19 protein-coding genes are annotated in these 22,083 nt (G+C 71.7%); 13 read left to right on the forward strand and 6 right to left on the reverse strand.

Features of this window, described 5'->3' with window-relative positions:
* The first annotated feature begins 122 nt into the window (after nt 1-122).
* The gene (locus ACQKIP_RS15750; protein ID WP_365858782.1) at nt 123-1,655 is read left to right on the forward strand and encodes a sensor histidine kinase; all 1,533 of its coding nucleotides are present in this window, start codon (nt 123-125) and stop codon (nt 1,653-1,655) included.
* A gap of 5 nt (nt 1,656-1,660) precedes the next feature.
* The gene (locus tag ACQKIP_RS15755) at nt 1,661-2,314 is read left to right on the forward strand and encodes a response regulator transcription factor (protein ID WP_365859417.1); all 654 of its coding nucleotides are present in this window, start codon (nt 1,661-1,663) and stop codon (nt 2,312-2,314) included.
* Nucleotides 2,315-2,361: 47 nt separating this feature from the next.
* Here the strand turns inward: ACQKIP_RS15755 and ACQKIP_RS15760 are convergent, their stop codons facing one another.
* The gene (locus ACQKIP_RS15760) at nt 2,362-3,018 is read right to left on the reverse strand and encodes a phosphatase PAP2 family protein (RefSeq protein WP_365858780.1); all 657 of its coding nucleotides are present in this window, start codon (nt 3,016-3,018) and stop codon (nt 2,362-2,364) included.
* Between the two features lie 184 nt (nt 3,019-3,202).
* Here ACQKIP_RS15760 and ACQKIP_RS15765 point away from each other — a divergent pair, with 184 nt between their 5' ends.
* On the forward strand, nt 3,203-4,024 hold the full coding sequence (locus ACQKIP_RS15765) for a hypothetical protein (protein WP_365858778.1): 822 nt from the start codon (nt 3,203-3,205) through the stop codon (nt 4,022-4,024).
* Between the two features lie 59 nt (nt 4,025-4,083).
* Here the strand turns inward: ACQKIP_RS15765 and disA are convergent, their stop codons facing one another.
* Complete coding sequence (gene disA, locus ACQKIP_RS15770) at nt 4,084-5,208, reverse strand: DNA integrity scanning diadenylate cyclase DisA (RefSeq protein ID WP_190083935.1); 1,125 nt, start codon at nt 5,206-5,208, stop codon at nt 4,084-4,086.
* A 79-nt stretch (nt 5,209-5,287) separates the two neighbouring features.
* A complete protein-coding gene (radA, locus tag ACQKIP_RS15775; protein WP_365858775.1) occupies nt 5,288-6,697 on the reverse strand; it encodes a DNA repair protein RadA in 1,410 nt (469 codons plus the stop codon).
* Between the two features lie 176 nt (nt 6,698-6,873).
* Here radA and ACQKIP_RS15780 point away from each other — a divergent pair, with 176 nt between their 5' ends.
* Entirely contained in the window at nt 6,874-8,607 is a 1,734-nt protein-coding gene (locus tag ACQKIP_RS15780) for a BACON domain-containing protein (protein WP_365858773.1), read from the forward strand.
* Nucleotides 8,608-8,620: 13 nt separating this feature from the next.
* Here the strand turns inward: ACQKIP_RS15780 and ACQKIP_RS15785 are convergent, their stop codons facing one another.
* On the reverse strand, nt 8,621-9,472 hold the full coding sequence (locus ACQKIP_RS15785) for a hypothetical protein (protein WP_365858771.1): 852 nt from the start codon (nt 9,470-9,472) through the stop codon (nt 8,621-8,623).
* Between the two features lie 71 nt (nt 9,473-9,543).
* Between ACQKIP_RS15785 and ACQKIP_RS15790 the strand changes: the two genes are divergently transcribed.
* The 5 genes from ACQKIP_RS15790 (at nt 9,544) to ACQKIP_RS15810 (ending at nt 14,664) form a co-directional block, all read left to right on the forward strand.
* On the forward strand, nt 9,544-10,476 hold the full coding sequence (locus tag ACQKIP_RS15790; RefSeq protein WP_365858769.1) for a Ppx/GppA phosphatase family protein: 933 nt from the start codon (nt 9,544-9,546) through the stop codon (nt 10,474-10,476).
* Nucleotides 10,477-10,573: 97 nt separating this feature from the next.
* A complete protein-coding gene (locus ACQKIP_RS15795) occupies nt 10,574-11,398 on the forward strand; it encodes a sugar phosphate isomerase/epimerase family protein (protein ID WP_365858767.1) in 825 nt (274 codons plus the stop codon).
* A complete protein-coding gene (locus ACQKIP_RS15800) occupies nt 11,395-12,024 on the forward strand; it encodes a TetR/AcrR family transcriptional regulator (RefSeq protein ID WP_365858765.1) in 630 nt (209 codons plus the stop codon). Before ACQKIP_RS15795 ends, ACQKIP_RS15800 begins: the two co-directional genes overlap by 4 nt.
* 136 nt (nt 12,025-12,160) lie before the next feature.
* Nucleotides 12,161-14,014 carry a dihydroxy-acid dehydratase gene (gene ilvD, locus ACQKIP_RS15805; RefSeq protein WP_365858763.1) on the forward strand — a complete coding sequence of 618 codons (1,854 nt, stop codon included), beginning with the start codon at nt 12,161-12,163 and terminating at the stop codon, nt 14,012-14,014.
* Nucleotides 14,015-14,370: 356 nt separating this feature from the next.
* Entirely contained in the window at nt 14,371-14,664 is a 294-nt protein-coding gene (locus ACQKIP_RS15810; protein WP_365858761.1) for an SH3 domain-containing protein, read from the forward strand.
* Nucleotides 14,665-14,692: 28 nt separating this feature from the next.
* Here the strand turns inward: ACQKIP_RS15810 and ACQKIP_RS15815 are convergent, their stop codons facing one another.
* Nucleotides 14,693-17,080 (reverse strand): protein kinase domain-containing protein, encoded by a 2,388-nt coding sequence (locus ACQKIP_RS15815; protein WP_365858759.1) that lies wholly within the window; start codon nt 17,078-17,080, stop codon nt 14,693-14,695.
* Nucleotides 17,081-17,317: 237 nt separating this feature from the next.
* Here ACQKIP_RS15815 and ACQKIP_RS15820 point away from each other — a divergent pair, with 237 nt between their 5' ends.
* The 4 genes from ACQKIP_RS15820 (at nt 17,318) to proC (ending at nt 20,381) form a co-directional block, all read left to right on the forward strand.
* A complete protein-coding gene (locus ACQKIP_RS15820; protein WP_365858757.1) occupies nt 17,318-17,842 on the forward strand; it encodes an EamA/RhaT family transporter in 525 nt (174 codons plus the stop codon).
* A 94-nt stretch (nt 17,843-17,936) separates the two neighbouring features.
* On the forward strand, nt 17,937-18,752 hold the full coding sequence (locus ACQKIP_RS15825; protein WP_365858755.1) for an ABC transporter ATP-binding protein: 816 nt from the start codon (nt 17,937-17,939) through the stop codon (nt 18,750-18,752).
* Nucleotides 18,749-19,486 (forward strand): ABC transporter permease, encoded by a 738-nt coding sequence (locus tag ACQKIP_RS15830; protein ID WP_361191201.1) that lies wholly within the window; start codon nt 18,749-18,751, stop codon nt 19,484-19,486. Before ACQKIP_RS15825 ends, ACQKIP_RS15830 begins: the two co-directional genes overlap by 4 nt.
* Before the next feature lie 82 nt (nt 19,487-19,568).
* Nucleotides 19,569-20,381: a pyrroline-5-carboxylate reductase gene (gene proC, locus ACQKIP_RS15835; protein WP_361384899.1), complete on the forward strand. Its 813-nt coding sequence runs from the start codon at nt 19,569-19,571 to the stop codon at nt 20,379-20,381.
* Between the two features lie 83 nt (nt 20,382-20,464).
* On the opposite strand, the gene trpS is transcribed toward proC, so the two are convergent.
* Nucleotides 20,465-21,475, reverse strand: a complete 1,011-nt coding sequence (gene trpS / locus ACQKIP_RS15840) for a tryptophan--tRNA ligase (protein ID WP_365858753.1) — start codon at nt 21,473-21,475, stop codon at nt 20,465-20,467.
* Nucleotides 21,476-22,083: the final 608 nt, after the last annotated feature.

Consider the following 22,083-nt stretch of genomic DNA (forward strand, 5'->3'; position numbering starts at 1 on the left):
GTTTTTTTTTTTTTTGGTGGGGGGGGGGGTGGGGGGGTGGGGGGGGGGTTCTTGTTGGGGGGGGGCGCCGTCCCGCGGGCCGGGGGGGGGGGGGGGGGGGAAGACGTAGCGTCGGGTGGGTGATGAGCGGTCGGGGGCGGGACGCCCTTCTCTGGGTGGCCCTTGCCCTGCCCGCGTTGACGGTGGACCGGCTGGGGTTGAACGAGCCCCGCGAGGCCTGGCAAGAGGCCGCGGGGCTCGCGGTCCTCGCGCTGGCCGCGGGCCTCTGGCGAAGGAACCCCCCGGCGGGCTTCGCGGCGGCGGCAGCGCTGGGGGTGGCCGCGGCACCCTCCCTGTTCACCCTCTCGTACGGCCCCGCCCTGGCCGTATTCGCGCTGCTGATGGGCCGCTGGGCCGCCCGGCTGCGGCCCGCGCTCCTCCTCTTCGGGGCCACCGCCCTTGCGGGGACGGCCAAGATCCTCGTACGCGGAGAGGACCCCGTGGTGGAGTGGCTGGTCCTCATGGGCACGCTGCTCTTCGGCGCGGTCTTCCCGTGGCTCGCGGGCCGCTACCTCCGCCAGGGCCGCGAACTGTCCGCCGCGGGCTGGTCCCGCGCCGCCCAGCTGGAGCGCGAGCAGCGCATCGTCGCCGACCGGGCCAGGCTCCGGGAACGGGCCAGGATCGCCCAGGACATGCACGACTCCCTCGGCCACGAGCTGAGCCTCATCGCCGTGCGGGCCGGCGCCCTCCAGGTGGCCCCCGACCTGCCGGAACGGCACCGGAGCGCCGCAGCCGACCTGCGCGCGGCCGCGTCGGACGCCACGGACCGGCTGCACGAGATCATCGGGCTGCTGAGGGAAGAGGGAGACGAGGTCGCCCCGCTGGCCCCGGCGGGCGAGAGCGTACGGGCCCTGGTCGAACGGGCCGCCGAATCGGGACTGCCGGTCACGTACGTCGAGGAGGAACAGTCCGCGACGGAGGAGCACGGGCGGACCGTCCACCGGGTCGTCCGGGAAGCCCTGACCAACGCCGCCAAGCACGCCCCCGGCGCCCCGGTCACCGTGGAGATACGGGCGGCCGCCGTCATCGTCTCCAACGGGCCCGCGCAGGCGGAGGGACCGGGCCCCGGAGCCGGTTCCGGCCTCGTGGGGCTGCGGGCCCGGATCGAGGACCTCGGCGGCAGCCTCGACGCCGGGCCGCACGGCGACGGCTTCCGGCTGGTCGCTCGCCTCCCGGCGCAGGACGAGAAGCCCCTGCCGGGGCCGCCCGCCCCCGCGGGGACCCGTATCGCGTACGCGCGACGCAGAACCGTAATGGCTTTCGGCGCCGCCCTCGCCACCGGCGTGCTCCTCGTGGGCGGCGCCTTCGCCTGGTACGCCTACTCCCGGTCGCAGGCCGTTCTCGACCCCGCCGACTACGCCCGGATCGCGCTCGGCCGCCCGCAGGCCGACGCCGAACGCCTCCTGCCCGCCAGAACCGCGACCGACCCGCCCGAGGAGCGCGCCCCGACCCCGCCCCCCGAAGGCGCGGACTGCCGCTACTACCGCGCGAGCGGTGAACTCTTCGTCAGCGTCGAGCACTTCCGGATCTGCTTCAAGGACGGGGCCGTCGTACAGAAGAGCGTGATCCCCAAGGCCGGGACCGGCGGCGGAGCCGAACAGGAGAGGAAACGATGAGTGCGGTGATCCGCGTACTGCTGGCCGACGACGAGGCGATGATCCGTGCGGGCGTCCGCGCCATCCTCGGCGCGGGCGAGGACATCGAGGTCGTCGCGGAGGCCGGTGACGGCCGGGAGGCCGTCGCGCTCGCGCAGGCCCACCGCCCGGACGTCGCGCTGCTCGACATCCGTATGCCGGGCCTGGACGGTCTGACCGCGGGCGAGGAGATCGTACGGACGCTGCCGGGCACCGCGGTCGCGATGCTGACGACCTTCTCCGAGGACGCCTACGTCGCACGGGCGCTGAGCGGCGGAGCCACCGGCTTCCTGCTGAAGTCCGGCGACCCGCACGAACTCATCGCGGGCGTACGCGCGGTGGCCGGCGGCGCCGCCTTCCTCTCGCCGAAGGTGGCCCGCCACGTCATCGACGGCTACGGCGCCCGGCGCACGGTCCGCGGCGCCGACGCCCGCGCCCGCACCGCGTCCCTCACCCCGCGCGAGCGCGAAGTCCTCGGGCTCGTCGGCGAGGGCCTCTCCAACCCGGAGATCGCCGCCCGGCTCCATCTGGTCGAGGGCACGGTCAAGGCGTACGTGAGCGCGGTTCTCGACCGGCTGGAGGTCAAGAACCGCGTCCAGGCGGCGATCGTCGCCTACGAAGCGGAACTTGTACGGCTCTGACGTGCCGCCGTACGAAGTCCCGCCTCCGCCTCAGCGGTTACGGCGGCTCAGCGCCGGTGCGACGCGGGCCGCCGGTGCGAAGCGGGCGCCTGCTGCGCCGGGTTCCCCGGCCCCGCGAACCACCTGACGACGCCCGTCGACGAACCGCGCATCGCCTCGCCGACCCGCGCCACGGGGCGAGTTGCCACCCGTACGAGGACGAAGGCGAGCACGGCGCCGAGGACGAGGCCCACGGCCACGTCGTGGGGATAGTGCACGCCCACGAAGACCCGCGAGAACGCCATGAGCACGGCCATCGGCAGCGTGAGCGCCGCGATCCGCGGCCAGGCGAGCGCGAGGCCGACCGCCGCGGCGCCCGCGATCGTCGAGTGGTTGCTCGGGAAGGACCAGTCGCCGTACGCCGGGCACTCGACGATGGAGGGGAGCGCACCGGCGACGGCCCGGCACGGACGTTCCTCGTCGATCGCCGACTTGAGCATCTCGCTGCACACGTACGCCACCGCCGTGACGAGGGGCGCGAGAACAGCTATCGCGAGAGCGCGGGGGTCGTCGCGCCGCGCACGCCACCAGGCGACGATGAAGAGGGCGCCGAAAAGCAGCAGTCCGAGCTCCGTCCACACCTCGGCGAGGTGCTGGAACCAGGTAGGGGTGTCATGGGCGAAGTCGGTGACATCGCGATAGAGATCGTCGGTCATGGTGTCCATGATTACGGACGGTACGGAGTAGGTCCGAATCGTCACATCCGGCGATCGTCCCGTCACAGTCCCTGACGAAAGACAGGGGTCAGAAAGCGGAGTAAGTCATTCCGTGATGATGATCGTGAAACTTTGTGACTCTGGACGGCGGGTGGGGCAGGACAAGTCGCGGATCTCTCGTAAGGTTTGGGCCGTGGGATCACTGCGCAATCCGGTCGGGCCGCTTCCCTCCACCATCTACTGGCGTCGGAGGGCCGTTCTGCTGTCCTTGGTCGGACTCATGGCGCTCCTGATCGTGTGGGTGCTCACCATGGGGGGCGGGGGCAAGAAGGACGGCGCCGACGGCCCGTCGGGCTCCGGTCCGGCCACGTCCATCACACCGGGGCCCTCCAGCTCCGGGCCCGCCATCAGCCAAAACCCCGGCGGACGCGACGAGTCGGACGACGAGGACGGCAAGGGCGGCTCCGGTTCTGGTTCCGGTGACTCCGGCTCCGGTGATTCCGAGGGGTCGGGCGGCTCGGGCGACTCCGCGGGCGGCGACGGCAGCGGCTCGGGCGACGACGGCAAGGGCGGCGGAGGCGCGGGCGGCACACTGCCCGCCGGGTCGAGCATCCCCAACTGCGTGAGCGGCGACGTGAAGTTGAAGCTGCGCAGCATTCACAACCGGTACGAGGTCGGCGAGAAGCCGAAGTTCGAGATCGTCGCCCAGAACAGCGCGGGCAAGGCCTGCAAGGTCGACCTCGGCGGCAAGAAGACGGTCCTCACGATCACTCAGGCCGACAGCGACAAGGAGATCTGGTCCTCCGCGGACTGCCCCGAGGGCAGCGGCAGCCTGTTGCTGCGGGTGCCGGGTGACGGGCGCGTCACGCGCACCGTCGAGTGGGACCGCCGGGGGAGCGAGCCGAAGTGCGCGACGCCTTCGGCGGGAAGCGCGAAGCCGGGGACCTACCTCGTCGAGGCGAAGGCCCCCGGCCTGAAGTCGGTGCAGGCGTCGTTCGTGCTCGAAGAGGGCTGATTCGTGCTCGCAGAGGGCTGACGGGGTGCCGGGCGGGAGAACCCACCCGGCAGCACCTGCTAGACGTACCGCTCCAGGATCGAGGACTCCGCGAGCCGCGAAAGCCCCTCCCGGACGCTGCGGGCCCGCGCCTCACCGACGCCGTCCACGGTCTGGAGGTCGTCGACGCTCGCGGCGAGCAGCTTCTGCAGGCCCCCGAAGTGCTCGACGAGGCGGTCGATGATCGCGCCGGGCAGCCGGGGCACCTTGGCCAGGAGGCGGAAGCCCCGCGGGGACACCGCGGAGTCCAGCGCCTCGGGGGAGCCGGTGTAACCCAAGGCCCGCGCCACGGTGGGCAGTTCGAGCAGCTCCGCGTGCGAGAGGGCGTCCAGCTCGAAGAGCGCCTCCTCGACCGTGCGGGAACGCTTCGCCGTCGGCTCGGGCACGTAGTCCCGGACGACCAGCTCGCGCTCGGGCTCGACGCCAGCGATCAACTCGTCCAGCTGCAGGGCGAGGAGACGTCCGTCCGTGCCCAGCTCCACCACGTACTCGGCGATCTCGGTGGCGATGCGGCGCACCATCTCCAGGCGCTGGGCGACCGCGGTGACGTCGCGGACCGTCACCAGGTCCTCGATCTCCAGGGCGGACAGCGTGCCCGCGACCTCGTCCAGGCGCAGTTTGTAGCGCTCCAGGGTCGCCAGGGCCTGGTTAGCGCGGGACAGGATCGCCGCCGAGTCCTCCAGGACCTTGCGCTGACCGTCCACGTAGAGCGCGATCAGGCGCATGGACTGGGAGACGGAGACGATGGGGAAGCCCACCTGCTTGGACACGCGGTCCGCGGTGCGGTGCCGGGTGCCCGTCTCCTCCGTGGGGATGGTCGGGTCGGGCACGAGCTGCACGCCGGCCCGCAGGATCTTGGTGATGTCCTTGTCGACGACGATGCCGCCGTCGAGCTTGCAGAGCTCGCGCAGCCGGGTCGCCGTGAACTCGACGTCCAGGATGAAGCCGCCCGTACACATCGATTCGACGGTCTTGTCCCAGCCGAGGACGATGAGCCCTCCGGTGTTGCCGCGGAGGATGCGCTCGAGTCCGTCGCGCAGGCCCGTGCCGGGCGCGACCGCGCTCAGGGAGGCGCGCATCAGCCCGTCCGCACCGGAGCTTCCACCGGACTTGCCGGGAGCTGACGCCCGGTCGTTGGCTGCCACTGCACTCCTCGGGTCGCGGGTTGTCCAAGCCCCGGTCCGCACGACTGCTTCGTACGGATGGGCGAGACCAGGGCAAAGTCTACCGGCGCTCTTCGCTCTCCCGTGGGGCCTCTCTGCGACGCGACCTCGGAAGAACACGCAGCGCGTCCCCCATGTCGGCGACTTCGGTGACCTTCATACCGGCCGGAACCTTGCCCGGATCGGCCGGGACAAGGGCGTGCGTGAAGCCCAGACGGTGCGCTTCGGCCAGTCTGCGCTGGACTCCCGTGACCCTTCTGACCTCGCCCGCGAGGCCCACTTCGCCGATCGCGACGAGATTTTTCGGCAGCGGGGTGTCGCTGGCCGCGCTGGCCAGGGCGAGGGCCACCGCGAGGTCGGCGGCCGGCTCGGTGAGCTTCACCCCGCCGACCGTCGCGCTGTAGATGTCGCGCTTGCCCAGTGCGGTGATGCGGCCGCGCTGCTCCAGGACCGCCAGCATCATCGAGACGCGGGAGGTCTCCAGGCCGGACGTGGTGCGGCGGGGGGAGGGGATCTGGGAGTCGACGGTGAGCGCCTGGACCTCGGCCACCAGGGGGCGGCGGCCTTCGAGGGTGACCGTCAGGCAGGTGCCGGGCACGGCCTCCGTGCGGCGGGTGAGGAACAGGCCGCTGGGGTCGGCGAGGCCGGTGATGCCCTCGTCGTGCAGTTCGAAGCAGCCGACCTCGTCCGTCGTCCCGTACCGGTTCTTGACGCCCCGGACCAGGCGCAGGCGCGCGTGGCGGTCGCCCTCGAAGGACAGGACGACGTCCACGAGGTGTTCGAGGAGGCGGGGTCCGGCGATCGCGCCGTCCTTGGTGACATGGCCGACCAGGAGCGTGGACATGCCGCGCTCCTTGGAGGCGCGGATCAGGGCGCCCGCCACCTCGCGGACCTGGGCCATGCCGCCCGGCGCCCCGTCGATCTCCGGGGATGCGACCGTCTGGACCGAGTCGAGGATCAGGAGGGACGGCTTCACCGCGTCCAAGTGACCCAGAACGGCCGCGAGATCGGTCTCCGCCGCGAGATAGAGGTGGTCGTCGATGGCCTTGATGCGGTCGGCGCGCAGCCGGACCTGGCTCGCCGACTCCTCGCCGGTCACATAGAGCGTGCGCTGCTCGTCGCTCGCCGACTTCGCCGCGACGTCCAGGAGCAGCGTCGACTTGCCTACGCCGGGCTCGCCCGCGAGGAGCACCACGGCGCCGGGGACCAGGCCGCCGCCCAGGACGCGGTCGAACTCGGGCACGCCGGTGGAGCGCGCGGTGGCCTGGCGGCCGTCGACCTGGCCGATGGGCAGGGCGGAGGAGGTGACGCGGCCGGGGGCGGTGGTGCGGACGGCGGGCGCGCCGTACTCCTCGACCGTCCCCCAGGCCTGGCACTCGGGGCAGCGGCCGAGCCACTTGGCCGTCTGCCAGCCGCACTCGGTGCAGCGGTAGGACGGCCGGTCCTTAGTGGATTTCGTACGGGCAGCCATGAACGGAACCGTAGCGGGCAGCACTGACAGTGGCGCACGCGAGCCGGACCGCGGCCGCGGAGGCAGTTCCGGAATCACGGGTTCCTGTCCCCTTTTGAGGGATCTGTTCACCCGTAAGGATTAAATGTGCTCAAGTGGGAGGAACGGCCCGGCATCATCCGCCTAACTTCGCACGGGTGATGAGCAGCAGGCCGGAAACCCCCACCCAAGCAACCGGCGCACACCGGGCGCATCGTGACGCGCATCAGCGCGTTGTGCCCCGCTCGGTGCCGCAGGCGCCTCCCGCACGCTACGAACCGTGTCTGGACGGCCTGTTCACCTACTGCCTGTCCGTGCTCTGCGACCACGAAGCCGCGACCGCCGCCGTGGGCGACGTGCTCGCCATCGCCGAGCGCCGCGGCTCGCGCGGCCCGGCCGCCGAAGCCGAACTGAAGTCCTGGCTGTACGCACTCGCCCGCTGGGTCTGCCTGCGCGCCCTCGCCGACGCGAAGCGCAAGCGGCAGGGCGCGCACGCCTCCGGGGGAGCATCCCGCGTCCCGAAGGCCGCCGAGCCCGCCGACTCCGCCCGGCCTGCCGAGTCCGCCGAGTCCGCGGCGCCGCCGAACGAAACGGAGCGCCGGCGGCGCCGCGAACTGGCCCAGCTGGCCTGGCCGGAGGCCGCGGGCACGACGCCCGAGCAGCGCGAGGCGCTCGAACTCGCCGTGCGCCACCAGCTCTCCGCCCGCGAGGTCGCCGCGGTCGTCGGCATGGACGTCGTCAGGACCCGCGATCTCCTTGCCTCCGCCGCCTGCGAAGTAGAGCGCACGCGGGCCGCCCTCGCCGTCGTGGAGACCGGCAACTGCCCGATCGTCGCGCGCCTCACCGGCGACAACCAGGTCCTCCTGGGCACGGCCCTGCGCCGCGAACTCGTCCGGCACGTCGACGACTGCCCGCGCTGCCGCCGCACCGCCGAGCGCGCCGGATCCGGCGCCTGGCCCGGCACCGCCGCGTCCCCGGCCGCGCTGCCCGTCATCGAGGCACCCCGGGCCGCCGTGCACGTGGCGATGGCGCACGTCCCGCGCGCGCGGGGCGGCGGTCCGCGCTTCGACCGGCGCGGCTTCCCGATGGACCCCAAGGACCACGCGGCCCGCCGTGACCGGATGCGCGCGCGTGCCGTCACGACGACGGTCGTCGCCACCGTGGTGGCCGCCCCGGTGCTCGCACTCTGGGCGGCGTACCGAGGGGCGCCGCTGACCGGCGAGGGCCAGGACGGCCGCTCGGTCAGCGCGAGCGACTCCGGACCCGACGGCACGAACGGCGACCGCAGGCCCGGGGACTACGAGAACGCGGGCAACGCCGACACCCCGCCCGACCCCCGCTTCACCGCGGGCAGCCGCTCACCGGACGTCTCCGTGGAGGTCATCAGCTCCGGATCTCCGCCGTCCCGGTCCGGCACCGGCGCCGGCCGCCTCACCGTCACGGCGCAGCCGAGCGGCGGCACGACACTGATCACGCTCGCCGCCTCGGGGGGCGAGCCGGTCCACTGGTCGGCGAGCGCGGGGGCGTCCTGGCTCTACCTGAGCCGGTCGTCCGGGACGCTCTCACCGGGCGAGACGTTCACGCTCCGGGTGTACGTCGACCGGTCGCGCGAGCCCGCGGGGCACTGGAGCGCCCGGGTCTCCGTCGCGCCCTCGGGGGCGATCGTCTCGATCGACGGGTACGGCAGCGGTTCGGGCCGCCCGACGCACCCCGGCCCCCGCCCGACCCCGACACCCCCGAAGCCGAGGCCGACCCCGACGACCCCGGACCCGACCCCGACGACGCCGGACCCGACCCCGACCACCCCGGACCCGACCCCCACACCGTCGGACCCGGGCAACTCGACGCCCCCGCCGAGCGACAGCGGTGACCCGAGCCCCAGCGGAAGCTAGTCCCCGGCCGGGTTCAGCGAGAGGGATCCGCCGGATGCGGTGCGACCAGCGGCAGCTGAGAAGCGAGGCGCTCCTCGCACAGCTCCGCGAGCCGGTCGTACCCCTCCTTGCCCATCAGCTCCGTCAGCTCGGGGCGGTAGGAGACGTACACGGGATCACCCGCACCGTGCGCCGAGGTCGCCGACGTGCACCACCAGTGCAGATCGTGCCCGCCGGGGCCCCAGCCCCGCCGGTCGTACTCCCCGATGGACACCTGGAGGATCCGCGTGTCGTCGGGCCGGTCGATCCACTCGTACGTCCGCCGGACCGGCAACTGCCAGCACACGTCCGGCTTCGTCTCCAGCGGCTCGCGCCCCTCCTTCAGCGCCAGGATGTGCAGCGAGCACCCCGCGCCCCCGGCGAAACCGGGGCGGTTCTGGAAGATGCAGGAGCCGTTGTACGGGCGGGTCTGGCGCTCGCCGTCGTCGTCCGTCGAAACCCAGCCGGTCTCCGTGCCGATGTCGTGGTGCTGCCAGATGTCCGGCGTGAGCCGCGCCACGGACTCGGCGACGCGCTTCTCGTCGTCCTCGTCGGAGAAGTGCGCGCCCAGCGTGCAGCACCCGTCGTCCGCCCGGCCCGCCTGGATGCCCTGGCAGCCACTGCCGAAGATGCAGCTCCACCGAGAGGTCAGCCATGTCAGATCACAGCGGAAGACCTGCTCGTCGTCCGCGGGATCAGGGAACTCCACCCAGGCCCGGGCGAAGTCGAGGCCCTTCTCGTCCGGCTGCGCCTGCGCAGACTTGGCAGACTTCGCGGCCTTCTCCGGCTTCCCCGACTTATTCTTCGGCTTCGTTTTGTCGGTCTTCGCCTTTTTCGTCTTTGGCACGTCTCCAGGGTATGCGCGCGGTACCCGGTCCGAGGACCAGCGACAGCCCTGCGAGCAGTAGCGTTCCGTATATGAGACTCGGTGTCCTCGACGTAGGTTCGAACACGGTGCATCTGCTGGTGGTGGACGCACACCCCGGCGCGCGCCCCCTGCCCGCTTACTCGCACAAGGCGGACCTGCGCCTCGCCCAACTCCTCGACGACGCCGGGGCGATCGGCCCCGAAGGCATCGGCCTCCTGGTCGGCACCGTCCGCGACGCGATGGAGGCCGCCGAGGACAAGGGCGTCGAGGACCTGCTGCCGTTCGCGACCTCCGCGGTGCGCGAGGCCAGCAACGCCGACCAGGTCCTCGCCACGGTCAAGGAGGAGACCGGCGTCGACCTCCAGGTCCTCACCGGCGCCGAGGAGGCCCGCCTCACCTTCCTAGCCGCCCGCCGCTGGTTCGGCTGGTCGGCGGGAAAGCTCCTGGTCATCGACATCGGCGGCGGCTCGCTCGAAATCGCGTACGGCATCGACGAGGAACCGGACGCCGCGGTCAGCCTGCCGCTGGGCGCGGGCCGTCTGACGTCCTCCTGGCTGAGCCAGGACCCGCCGGACCCCGCCGACGTGAAGGCGCTGCGACGGCACGTGCGCGCCGAGATCGCGCGCACGGTCGGGGAGTTCAGCCGCTTCGGCGCCCCGGACCACGTCGTGGCGACGTCGAAGACGTTCAAGCAGCTGGCCAGGCTCGCGGGCGCCGCACGCTCCGCCGAGGGGCTCTACGTCCAGCGGGAGCTGAAGCGCAAGTCCCTGGAGGACTGGGTGCCGCAGCTGGCCGCGATGACGGCCCTGGAGCGCGCCGAACTGCCCGGCGTCTCCGAAGGCCGGGCCGGACAGCTGCTCGCGGGGGCGCTCGTGGCCGAGGGCGCGATGGATCTCTTCGGGGTCGAGACCCTGGAGATCTGCCCGTGGGCGCTGCGCGAGGGCGTGATCCTGCGCAGGCTCGACCATCTTCCGGCGACGTAGGGCGCGTCTCCTCACCGGTAGACGTACGTCACATACGACCCGGGTGTGTGGGAGACCACCTCCCGGGTGCCGGGGCGGGGCCCGTACGCTGTCCCTCGTGGCAGAACCAGTGGTGCGCATCCCGGATGCGAAGGTCGCCCTGTCGACGGCCTCGGTCTATCCGGAGTCGACGGCGACGGCCTTCGAGATCGCCGCGCGCCTCGGCTACGACGGTGTCGAGGTCATGGTCTGGACGGATCCCGTCAGTCAGGACATCGAAGCCCTGCGCAGACTCAGCGACTACCACCAGATCCCGATCCTCGCCGTGCACGCGCCGTGTCTCCTGATCACACAGCGCGTATGGTCCACGGACCCCTGGGTCAAGCTCCGGCGCGCACAGGCCGCCGCCGAGAAGCTGGGCGCGTCGACCGTCGTCGTGCACCCGCCCTTCCGCTGGCAGCGCGGGTACGCGAACGCCTTCGTCGACGGCATCTGGAAAATGGCCGACGAGACGGACGTCCGGTTCGCTGTCGAAAACATGTACCCGTGGCGTTACCGCGACCGCGAGATGCTCGCCTACGCCCCCGACTGGGACGTCACCAAGGACGACTACCGCCACTTCACGGTCGACCTCAGCCACACCGCGACCGCCCGCACGGACGCGATGGACATGATCGACCGCATGGGCGACCGCCTCGGACACGTCCACCTCGCCGACGGCAAGGGCTCCGCCAAGGACGAGCACCTGGTGCCGGGCCGCGGCACCCAGCCGTGCGCCGAGCTCCTGGAGCGCCTGGCGACGAGCGGCTTCGACGGCCACGTCGTCATCGAGGTCAACACGCGCCGCGCGATGTCCAGCGCCGAGCGCGAGGCCGACCTCGCCGAGGCCCTCGCCTATACGCGGCTGCATCTGGCGTCCGCGGTGAAGGTGCCCCGGTCGTGACGCCGGCCGCACGGGGCGACGCGGCGCCGCGCCGCAGGGGACGCCCGTCGCGTACGCAGTCCGCCGAGGGACCGGCGACGCGGGACCGCATCCTGGAGGCGGCCCGCACCGAGTTCTCCGCCCGGGGGTACGAGAAGACGTCCGTACGCGGGATCGCCAAGGCGGCCGGGGTGGACTCGGCCCTCGTGCACCACTACTTCGGCACGAAGGAGCAGGTCTTCGAGTCGTCGATCGAGGTGGCCTTCGCGCCCGCGCTCGACGCCCCCGCGGCGATCGAGGAGGGCCCGCTCGACGGCGTCGGCGAGCGCCTGACCCGCTTCATCTTCGGCGTCTGGGAGAACCCAGCGACCCGCGTACCGCTGCTCGCGATCGTGCGCTCGGCGGTGAACAACGAAACGGCGGCGGCCGTCTTCCGCAGGCTCATCGCCACGCAGCTCCTGGGCAGGATGGCGGGCCGCCTCGACCAGCCGGACGCGGAGCTGCGGGCGGAACTGGCGGCCGCGCAGCTGGTGGGCACGGCGATGCTGCGGTACGTGATCCAGGTCGAACCCCTTGCGTCCGCGGACCCGGAGGCGATCATCGCGCGGATCGCGCCGGTGGTGCAGAGGCATCTGACGGGACCGTGAGGGGAGCGGTCCGGCCGCCGCTCACCGAGACAGTCGTCCCGCAATCCGGACAGGCTGTCCAGATCGTGGAGGGTCGGCGTACCCTCGAAAACAGTCGATTCCTATGTCTCTGAGATCTCAGAAGGAGCGAGCGACGATGCCCGAGCTCAGGTCCCGCACAGTCACCCACGGCCGCAACATGGCGGGCGCACGCGCCCTTATGCGTGCCTCCGGTGTACCCGGCGCGGACATCGGGCGGAAGCCGATCATCGCCGTCGCCAACTCCTTCACCGAGTTCGTGCCCGGCCACACCCACCTCCAGCCGGTCGGCCGGATCGTCTCCGAGGCGATCGTCGCCGCGGGCGCCATCCCGCGCGAGTTCAACACGATCGCCGTGGACGACGGCATCGCGATGGGCCACGGCGGCATGCTGTACTCCCTGCCTTCCCGCGACCTGATCGCCGACTCGGTGGAGTACATGGTGGAGGCGCACTGCGCCGACGCCCTGATCTGCATCTCCAATTGCGACAAGATCACCCCCGGCATGCTGAACGCGGCCCTGCGTCTCAACATCCCGACGGTCTTCGTCTCCGGCGGCCCGATGGAGGCCGGCAAGGCCACGCTGGTGGACGGCACGGTCCGAAAACTCGACCTGGTCAACGCGATCAGCGACGCGGTCGACGAGAACGTCTCGGACGAGGACATCCTCCGTATCGAGGAGAACGCCTGCCCGACCTGCGGCAGCTGCTCCGGCATGTTCACGGCCAACTCCATGAACTGCCTGACCGAGGCCATCGGCCTCTCCCTGCCGGGCAACGGCTCGACCCTCGCCACGCACACCGCCCGCAAGGCGCTGTACGAGAACGCGGGCCGGACGGTCGTCGAGATCGCCAAGCGGTACTACGACGGCGACGACGAGTCGGTCCTGCCGCGCAACATCGCCACGCGCGCCGCCTTCGACAACGCCATGGCGCTCGACATCTCCATGGGCGGCTCCACGAACACGATCCTGCACCTGCTCGCCGCGGCGCAGGAGGCCGAGCTCGACTACACCCTCGCCGACATGGACGAGGTCTCGCGCCGCGTCCCCTGCCTGGCCAAGGTCGCCCCGAACGTCGCGCCCGGCGGCACGTACTACATGGAGGACGTGCACCGCGCGGGCGGCATCCCCGCGATCCTCGGCGAGCTGTACCGCGGCGGCCTCCTGAACGAGGACGTGCACACGGTCCACTCCCCGTCCATCAAGGAATGGCTGGACACCTGGGACGTGCGCGGCGGCTCGCCTTCGGACGAGGCCGTCGAGTTGTGGCACGCGGCGCCGGGCTGCGAGCGCTCGGCGACCGCCTTCTCCCAGTCGAAGCGCTGGGACAGCCTGGACACGGACGCCGCGGGCGGCTGCATCCGGGACCTGGCCCACGCGTACTCGAAGGACGGCGGCCTCGCGGTCCTCAAGGGCAACATCGCCGAGGACGGCTGCGTCGTGAAGACGGCGGGCGTCGACGAGTCGATCTGGACGTTCGAGGGTCCGGCCGTGGTCTGCGAGTCGCAGGAAGAAGCGGTCGACAAGATCCTCAAGAAGCAGGTGAAGGAAGGCGACGTGGTCGTCATCCGCTACGAGGGCCCCAAGGGCGGCCCCGGCATGCAGGAGATGCTCTACCCCACCTCCTTCCTGAAGGGCCGCGGCCTCGGCAAGGCCTGCGCCCTGGTCACGGACGGCCGCTTCTCCGGCGGTACGTCGGGCCTGTCCATCGGCCACGCGTCGCCCGAGGCGGCGTCCGGCGGTGCGATCGCCCTGGTCGAGGACGGCGACCGCATCCGCATCGACATCCCCAACCGCGGCATCGAACTCCTCGTCGACGACGCGGAACTGACCCGCCGCCGCGAGGCCCTGGGCGGCGTGTACGCCCCCAAGAACCGCGAACGCAAGGTCTCGGCAGCGCTGCGGGCCTACGCGGCAATGGCCACAAGCGCGGACCGCGGCGCGGTGCGTGACGTGTCGAAGCTTGGCTGACGCGGTTCTTCGCTCCGGGCCCGCCCGGCCTGTGCCGCAGGAGCGGTGACGGGCCTGCGGGCCGGTGGGGGCCGGTCGCGCAGTTCCCCGCGCCCCTTACGGGGCGCGTCCCACTGACGCCCGGCGGGTTCTTTCAGCCCGTCCGGCGTTTGAGGACGAACTCGGCGGAGCCGGTGATGACGGCGCGCGAAGCCACGGCCCCCGCGCCAGCGGGTTTTCGGGAAGGGGCGGGGTCGGGGAAGGGAAAAATCCTCGACCCCAACCCTCCGCAACCGCCCCGCCACCCCCACGCGTCCACCCCTGTAGGCGAACACGCCAGGCAGCCGAGAGGCCGCCGCTTCACGGGGGAGAGAAGCATGAGCGAGAACGTCATAGCACCGGAGTCCGCAGAGGAAATCGAAGCCGCGGCAGCGAGAACGTACCCGATCGCCGCGGACGTCAACGTCCGCTCCGGCCCCGGCACGTCGTACGGCAAGGTGGGCCGCCTCTCGGCAGGAAGCCGGGTGACGATCCAGTGCCAGAAGCCGGGCGAGAAGATCACCGGCCCGGCAGGCACCACGAAGCTCTGGGACCGCATCGGCAGCGGCCGCTACGTCTCCGACGCGTACGTCCGCACGGGCAGCACCGGCTACGTGGCACCCCGCTGCTGAACCACGGCCCCGCGAAAGCCGCCGAAGTTCACTCGGACTTCGGCGGCTTCGTCGCGTCGAGCGAGAACACGGTGTTGTCCGCCGCCGCCACGAACAGCACACGCCCCGACACCGCGACCCGCGGACTGGCGTTCACCTCACCGGCCAGCCCCTTGGCCCGCGGACCCGTGGTCCAGAGCGGCTTGCCGCCCCGCGCGGAGAGGGCGACGACGCGCCCGCTGGCCGAGCTGTAGTAAAGGGTCCCGCCACCACTCCCGGACCCAGACCCAGACTCAGAACCGGAACCACCCCCCGGAGCCAGCACCGGCCCCGAAGCCCCCTCCACACTCGTCTGCCGCGACCACTTCTGCCGGCCGCTCGCGGGATCCACCGCGCTGACCCGCCCGGTCGTCTCGGCGAAGTAGACCGTGCCGTCCGCGATACCGGGCGTCGCGTCGTACGTTTTCTCCAGCGGCCGGGACGCGACCTGACCGCTGTCCGGGTCGACCCGCAGCACCTTGTCGTACCCGACGGTCTGGGCGCCCTGCATCCGCTGGTGCAGGAGGACGAGCCCGCCCTTGGCATCACCCACCGGCTGCACGGGCCCCTGGACCGGGATGCCCTTGCCCAGCGCACCGGACTTGAGGCCGAGGGTGTGGAGGACGGGGTGGCGCACATCGACGTTCGCGACCTCACCGGACGGCGCGCACATCGCGTACACGCGCTGCGCCGCCGCGACCGGCGTGCACTCGGAACCCGCGGGAACGGGCGTCGACCAGAGCATGCTCCCGCTGCGCGCGTCCCTGGCCTCGACCCGCGTACGGCCGGGGTCGACGCTCAGGACGGTCGAGCCGGAAAGCACCGCGTCCTGCGTCCGCCCGGTGTAGACCGCCGACTGGCCGCCGATCGGCCGGGACCACAGCTCCTTGCTGGTACGGGCGTCCAGCGCCACCACCTGCTGGGCGGATCCGTTGCCCTCCGGGTTGCGGTAGCCGAGGACGGTGTCCTTCGTGACGCCCACGATGTGCATGCCCTGCGTGGGCACGCCGGGGCTCTTGACCCGCCAGATCTCCTTGCCGTCGGAGATCCGCAGCCGGGTCGCGACGACACCGCCGCCCCCGCAGTACAACGCGTCCCCGCGCGGCACGCAGCGCACCTCGTCCGGGATGCCCCGGTCGTTGGGCACGGTCGTGCGCCAGGGCTTGAAGCCGTCGGGCAGGGGCGGCGCCTCGGCCGCCGCGACCGTGCTGTCCTTGCCGTCGTCGCTTCCGGACGAGGAGCCGGACGAACTGAGCTGGAGCGCGGCGACCCCGCCCCCGAGCGCGGCGATGGCGACGGCAGCGGCGAGCGCGGGCCGCCAACGCCGACGTCGGCGCCCGCCGTTGAGGGTGCCGTCGGACGCGACGGCCGTCGAAGCGCCACCGGCCCCGGCACCGGCTCCAGCACCGGCACCCGTAGGAGCCCCAGCACCAGCACCAGCACCAGTACCGGTATCAGCACCCGCCCCCGCACCACCCCCGGCAGCGCTCGCGCCCCCGCCCTCAGTCCCGCCATCCGCGGCGGACCGGTGATGCTGGGTATCGGTGTCCCGCGTACGACTGCCCGGCGCCCCCGCCGCCGCTTCCCCCATCTCGGCGGGCAGGTCCCGCAGCCGCTCCAGGAGCTCGTCGGCGGACGGTCGCGCGTCGGGGTCCTTGTCGAGGCACGGCTCGACCACCGCGCGCAGAGCGCCGGGCACGGCTGCCAACTCCGGCGGCTCGTGCACCACTTGATATGCAGTCATGTACGGGCTGTCCGCATCGAAGGGCCCCTGCCCCGTCGCCGCGTACACCAGCAACGTGCCCAGCGAGAAGACGTCGGACCGCGGACCGACCCCGCGCGGCGCCTGCAACTGCTCCGGCGACATGAATGGCGGCGTACCGATGACGCGCCCCGTCATCGTCAGCGTCTGCTGGTCCGCGGCGCGCGAAATGCCGAAGTCGATGACGCGCGGCCCCTCGGGCGAGAGGACGACGTTCGACGGCTTGAGGTCGCGGTGCACGACGCCCGCGCGGTGGATGTCGCGCAGCGCCTCCGTCAGACCGATGGCGAGCGTACGCAGATCGGTGCCGGCCAGCGGGCCCTTCTTGGCGATGTGCTGGGCGAGCGTGTGCCCCTCTATATAGGTCGTCGCCATCCAGGGGTGCTCGGCCTCCGGGTCGGCGTCGACCACGGCGGCCGTGAACGCGCCGCTCACCCGCCGCGCCGCCGCCACCTCCTGCCGGAAGCGGATGCGGAATTCCTCGTCCCCGGCGTACTGCTGGTGGATCAGCTTGATCGCGACGGGACGCCCCGAAGCCGTACGCGCCAGAAAGACCGTGCCCATGCCGCCCGAGCCGAGCCGTGCCTCGAGCGGGTAGCCGCCGATCTCGGCTGGGTCACCTCCGCGGAGCGACACTCTCCCGACCTCCCCGTCCCGCCTGCCTCAGTTTTCGCCTGGGTCCGTCTGCCTGTCCTGCCACCCAAACTAGCCGCCGGGTGGTACGGCAGGGCAAGGCGGGGGACGAATAGGGCGAGCCCGCCCTTGCGCCACCTGGCTCCCGCCGACCGCACCCGGCTCCCGCCGAGCGCCACCCCGCTCCCGCCGGGCCCGCCCCTGCGCCGCCCCGCACCCGCCCCGCGCGATACTCGACGGGTGAGCGCAGATTCCAGCACCCCCGACCGCTCGGCGGCGACGACCGGGACAGCCGCGACGGCCCCCGGCCCGCAGCCCGAGCCCCTCCGCTTCTTCGGTACGACCTGGGTGGCCCACGACAACGGCTACGGCGCCCGCCGCGCGGGCGTCGCCGCAGGGTCGCTGCTCGCGGCGGCGGCCGGCTGCTTCGTGCTGCGTTTCGCGTACGAGGGCATGGCGATCGCGGACGTGGGGACGTTCGTGAACTTCCTGGTCCTCATCATGTTCTCGATCTGCAGTGCGATCGCCTTCCGTCGCAGCTGGGAGGGGTTCACCCGCCGCCACGACCCGGCGTCCCAGTCGTCGATGCGCGGCCTCATGACGATCGGCTTCGTCGGCGTCCTCCTCGCCTACTTCGTCCGCTCCCTCACCGAGGCCCCCGGCGAAGAGCTCCACCGCAAGGAGTACGAGACGGCCCGCGAGCAGTACGCGAAGCGCACGTCCCGCCGCACGGGCAACCCGTCCCGCAAGAAGAAGAGGGCGTAACCCCCCGCACGCCCCCTCGCACACCCTGGCCCGGCCCCCGAAATCGAGGGCCGGGCCTTGACGTGTCCGGCGCCCGGCGCGCAATAATCATCACATGATGAATATCGAGGAACCTCCAGCCATCGAGGCGAGGGGCCTGACCGTCGTCCGAGGCCCCCGCACTGTCCTGCGCGACCTGGACTTCACCGTCCCGAAGGGCCAGATCACCGGGCTCCTGGGCCCCTCGGGCTGCGGCAAATCCACCCTCATGCGCGCGACGGTCGGCACCCAGGCCAAGGTCACCGGCACCCTGAACGTCCTCGACCACCCCGCAGGAGCCCCCGGCCTCCGCTCCCGCATCGGCTACGTCACCCAGCACCCCTCCGTCTACGACGACCTCACCGTCCGCCAGAACCTGGACTACTTCGCCGCCGTCCTCGACCCCGGCCGCGGCCCCGCCGCCCACCGCCGCCGCGAGCACGTCAACCGGGCCATCGAGGACGTCGACCTCACCACCCACGCCGACGCCCTCGCGGGCAACCTCTCCGGCGGCCAGCGCAGCCGCGTCTCCCTGGCGGTGGCCCTCCTGGGCACCCCGGAACTCCTCGTGCTCGACGAACCCACCGTCGGCCTCGACCCCGTACTCCGCCGCGACCTGTGGAACCTCTTCCACTCCATCGCCGCCGACCGGGGCACCACGATCCTCGTCTCCTCGCACGTCATGGACGAGGCCGAGCGCTGCCACCGCCTCCTGCTCATGCGCGAAGGCGAACTCCTCGCCGACGACACCCCTCAGGCCCTGCGCACCCGCACCGCCACCGACACCGTCGAAGCGGCCTTCCTCCGCCTGGTCGACGAGGCCACCGCCGCAACCAGGACCGACGCGACCACCCCCACTACCGGCACCACCTCCACCAGGAGCGCCCGATGAACACCCACCGCACCCTCGCCACCGCGGCCCGCGTCCTGCGACAGCTCCGCCACGACCCCCGCTCCATCGCGCTGATGCTGCTCGTCCCCTGCGTGATGCTCCTTCTCCTGCGCTACGTGTTCGACGGCAGCCCGCAGACCTTCGACTCCATCGGCGCCTCGCTCCTCGGCATCTTCCCCCTCATCACGATGTTCCTGGTGACCTCCATCGCGACCCTCCGCGAACGCACCTCCGGCACCCTCGAACGCCTCCTCGCGATGCCCCTGGCCAAGGGCGACCTCATCGCGGGCTACGCCCTGGCCTTCGGATTCCTCGCCGTCATCCAGTCGGTCCTCGCCACCGGCCTCGCCCTGTGGGCCCTCGGCCTCGACGTCACGGGCTCCGCCTGGCTGCTCCTCCTGGTCGCGCTCCTCGACGCCCTGCTCGGCACGGCGCTCGGCCTGTTCGTCTCCGCCTTCGCGGCCTCCGAGTTCCAGGCCGTCCAGTTCATGCCGGCCGTGATCTTCCCCCAGCTGCTCCTCTGCGGCCTGTTCACCCCGCGCGACAACATGGCGCCGGTCCTCGAATCGATCTCGAACGTCCTGCCCATGTCGTACGCCGTGGACGGCATGAACGAAGTCCTCCGCCACTCCTCCGTCACCGGCGCCTTCGTACGCGACGCCGTGATCGTCGCGGGCTGCGCCGTCCTCGTACTCGCCCTGGGCGCCGCCACCCTCCGCCGCCGCACCGCCTGACGCACCAATGCGAGGATGACCGCAAGAGCACGACCGGAAGAGAACGACCCCGGCTGAACCGCACCTGGAGGGTGACCCACACATGCCCCAGCCCGTCGCAGTCCTCGGCACCGGCAAGATCGGCGAAGCCCTCCTCAGCGGAATGATCCGGGCCGGCTGGGCCCCCGCCGACCTCCTGGTCACCACCCGCCGCTCCGAGCGCGCCGCAGAACTCCGCACCCGCTACGGAGTCGACCCCGTCAGCAACGCCGAGGCCGCCAAGCAGGCCGACACCCTCATCCTCGCCGTCAAGCCGCAGGACATGGGCCGCCTCCTCGAAGAGCTCGCCCCGCACATCACCTCCGACCGCCTGGTCATCAGCGCCGCCGCCGGCATCACCACGTCCTTCATCGAGGAGCACCTCGCCGAGGGCACCCCCGTCGTCCGCGTCATGCCCAACACCCCGGTCCTCGTGGACGAAGGCATGTCCGTCATCTCCGCGGGCAGCCAGGCCACCGCCGCCCACCTCGCCCACGCCGAGGAGATCTTCGGCGCCGTCGGCAAGACCCTGCGCGTCCCCGAGACCCAGCAGGACGCCTGCACGGCCCTCTCCGGCTCGGGACCGGCGTACTTCTTCTACCTGGTCGAGGCCATGACCGACGCGGGCATCCTCCTCGGCCTGCCCCGCGACAAGGCCCACGACCTCATCGTCCAGGCCGCGATCGGCGCCGCCGTCATGCTCCGCGACAGCGGGGAACACCCGGTCAAGCTCCGCGAGAACGTCACGTCCCCGGCCGGCACCACCATCAACGCCATCCGCGAACTCGAGAACCACGGCGTACGAGCAGCCCTCATCGCCGCCCTCGAAGCCGCCCGCGACCGCAGCCGCGAACTGGCATCCGGCAACAACAGCTGACCGCCCGGGCCGGGCCGGGGCGTGCGAAGGCCGCGCCCCGCCGCCGACCCCCGCACGCCCCGAGCGATCAACGCCCGCCGGCCCTACGGCGCCGCGTCCACCGGCGGCAGCAGACCGATCGCGCGATAGGCCCGGTCCACCGTCGGCCTGGACATCGCCCTGGCCCGCTCGGCTCCCCGCCGCAGCACCCCCTCCACATAGGCGGGGTCCGCGACCAGCTCCTTGTGCTTCTCCTGCACGGGCCTGAGCACCTCCACCACGGCCTCGGCGGTGTCCTTCTTCAAGGCCCCGTACGTTTCGTACACACCGCTCAGGCCCTCGGGGTTCCCCCCTTCGCAGGCCGCCAGGATCTCCAGCAGGTTCGAGATCCCCGGCTTGGCCTCCCGGTCGTACTCGACCTCGCTCCCGCTGTCCGTGACGGCGCGCATGATCTTCTTCCGTACGACGTCCGGCTCATCGAGCAGATAGACGATCCCGGCCCCGGAATCCCCGGACTTCCCCATCTTCGACAGCGGGTCCTGCAGATCCATGACCCTGGCCGCCACCTTGGGGAACGTGGCCCGCGGCACCACGAACGTGTGCCCGTACCGCTGGTTGAACCGCACCGCCAGATCCCGCGTGAGCTCGACGTGCTGCACCTGGTCGTCCCCGACCGGCACTTCGTCGGCCCCGTAGGCCAGGATGTCCGCCGCCATCAGCACGGGATACGTGAGCAGCGAAAGCCGGACGCTCCCGCCACGGGCCCGCTCGAGCACGGATTTCTCCTTGTACTGGATCATCCGCCGCATCTCGCCGTCCGTGGCGACGCACTCCAGCAGATACGAGAGCCGGGCGTGCTCGTCCACATGACTCTGTACGAACACGGTGGCCCGCTCGGGATCGATCCCCGACGCGAGCAAGAGCGTCGCCGCCTGCCGACTGAGCCTTCGCACCCGGCCGGGATCGTGATCCACGGTCAGGGCATGCAGATCCACGACGCTGAACAGCGCTTCGGCGCGATGCTGATCAACTTCTGCCCACTGGCGTACGGCGCCCAGGTAGTTCCCCAGGGTCAGATGCCCCGTCGGCTTGATCCCGCTGAAGATCCTCGTCATCTCTCCACCTCCTGGTCAGGACCGCCGGCCCGCCGACCGGGCTCCGGGTCCTCCAGGGGGAGAAACGAGAACGGCCGCCGAGTCGGCAGCCGTTGAGTACATGCGTGTGTACGGCCGCCGTCAGGCGGCCCACCACAGTTGGGTGTGCGCATGTGTAGTCACGTCTCCTACGGTAGCGCTCGGGGGACGCCGCGTACCAGGGTTGACACGCCAAGGCCGCGTACGTAGTGTTCTCCGAGTTGCCCGACGTGAGCGTCGACCCTTGGTCGGTCCCCGGGCAGCCATTCCGCAACAACATTCAAGCGATCGATGTCGTGTCTCTTTGCTGACCCGTCGTCTGCTCGTTTTCATGCGCGTTTGCGAAATGAGGAATCCGCGTTCGAAAGGACGCCCCGATTTGGATCGGGAGCCAGGATTCCGCTAATGTCTCACTCGTCGGAACGGCCCAACAGCCCGGAAGACAAGCCCCGCTGACTGGGAATCAGGCCCGAAAGGATCTGGTAGAGTCGGACTCGCCGGAAAGGGAAACGCGAAAGCCGAAAGGCCGGAGCGGGAACCGGAAAGGCACCGAGGAAATCGGACACGAAAGAGTCTGATAGAGTCGGAAA

Origin of the sequence: Streptomyces sp. NPDC059900 (genome assembly GCF_050270335.1) — a bacterium.
GTDB lineage: Bacteria > Actinomycetota > Actinomycetes > Streptomycetales > Streptomycetaceae > Streptomyces.

Bases quoted from the DNA above. Each gene is read 5' to 3' on its own strand.
- ACQKIP_RS15830 (WP_361191201.1), top strand. From the start codon at position 18,749: ATGAACACCCACCGCACCCTCGCCACCGCGGCCCGCGTCCTGCGACAG.
- proC (WP_361384899.1), top strand. From the start codon at position 19,569: ATGCCCCAGCCCGTCGCAGTCCTCGGCACCGGCAAGATCGGCGAAGCC.
- ACQKIP_RS15825 (WP_365858755.1), top strand. From the start codon at position 17,937: ATGATGAATATCGAGGAACCTCCAGCCATCGAGGCGAGGGGCCTGACC.
- ACQKIP_RS15810 (WP_365858761.1), top strand. From the start codon at position 14,371: ATGAGCGAGAACGTCATAGCACCGGAGTCCGCAGAGGAAATCGAAGCC.
- ACQKIP_RS15760 (WP_365858780.1), bottom strand. From the start codon at position 3,018: ATGGACACCATGACCGACGATCTCTATCGCGATGTCACCGACTTCGCC.
- trpS (WP_365858753.1), bottom strand. From the start codon at position 21,475: ATGACGAGGATCTTCAGCGGGATCAAGCCGACGGGGCATCTGACCCTG.
- ilvD (WP_365858763.1), top strand. From the start codon at position 12,161: ATGCCCGAGCTCAGGTCCCGCACAGTCACCCACGGCCGCAACATGGCG.
- ACQKIP_RS15790 (WP_365858769.1), top strand. From the start codon at position 9,544: ATGAGACTCGGTGTCCTCGACGTAGGTTCGAACACGGTGCATCTGCTG.
- ACQKIP_RS15750 (WP_365858782.1), top strand. From the start codon at position 123: ATGAGCGGTCGGGGGCGGGACGCCCTTCTCTGGGTGGCCCTTGCCCTG.
- radA (WP_365858775.1), bottom strand. From the start codon at position 6,697: ATGGCTGCCCGTACGAAATCCACTAAGGACCGGCCGTCCTACCGCTGC.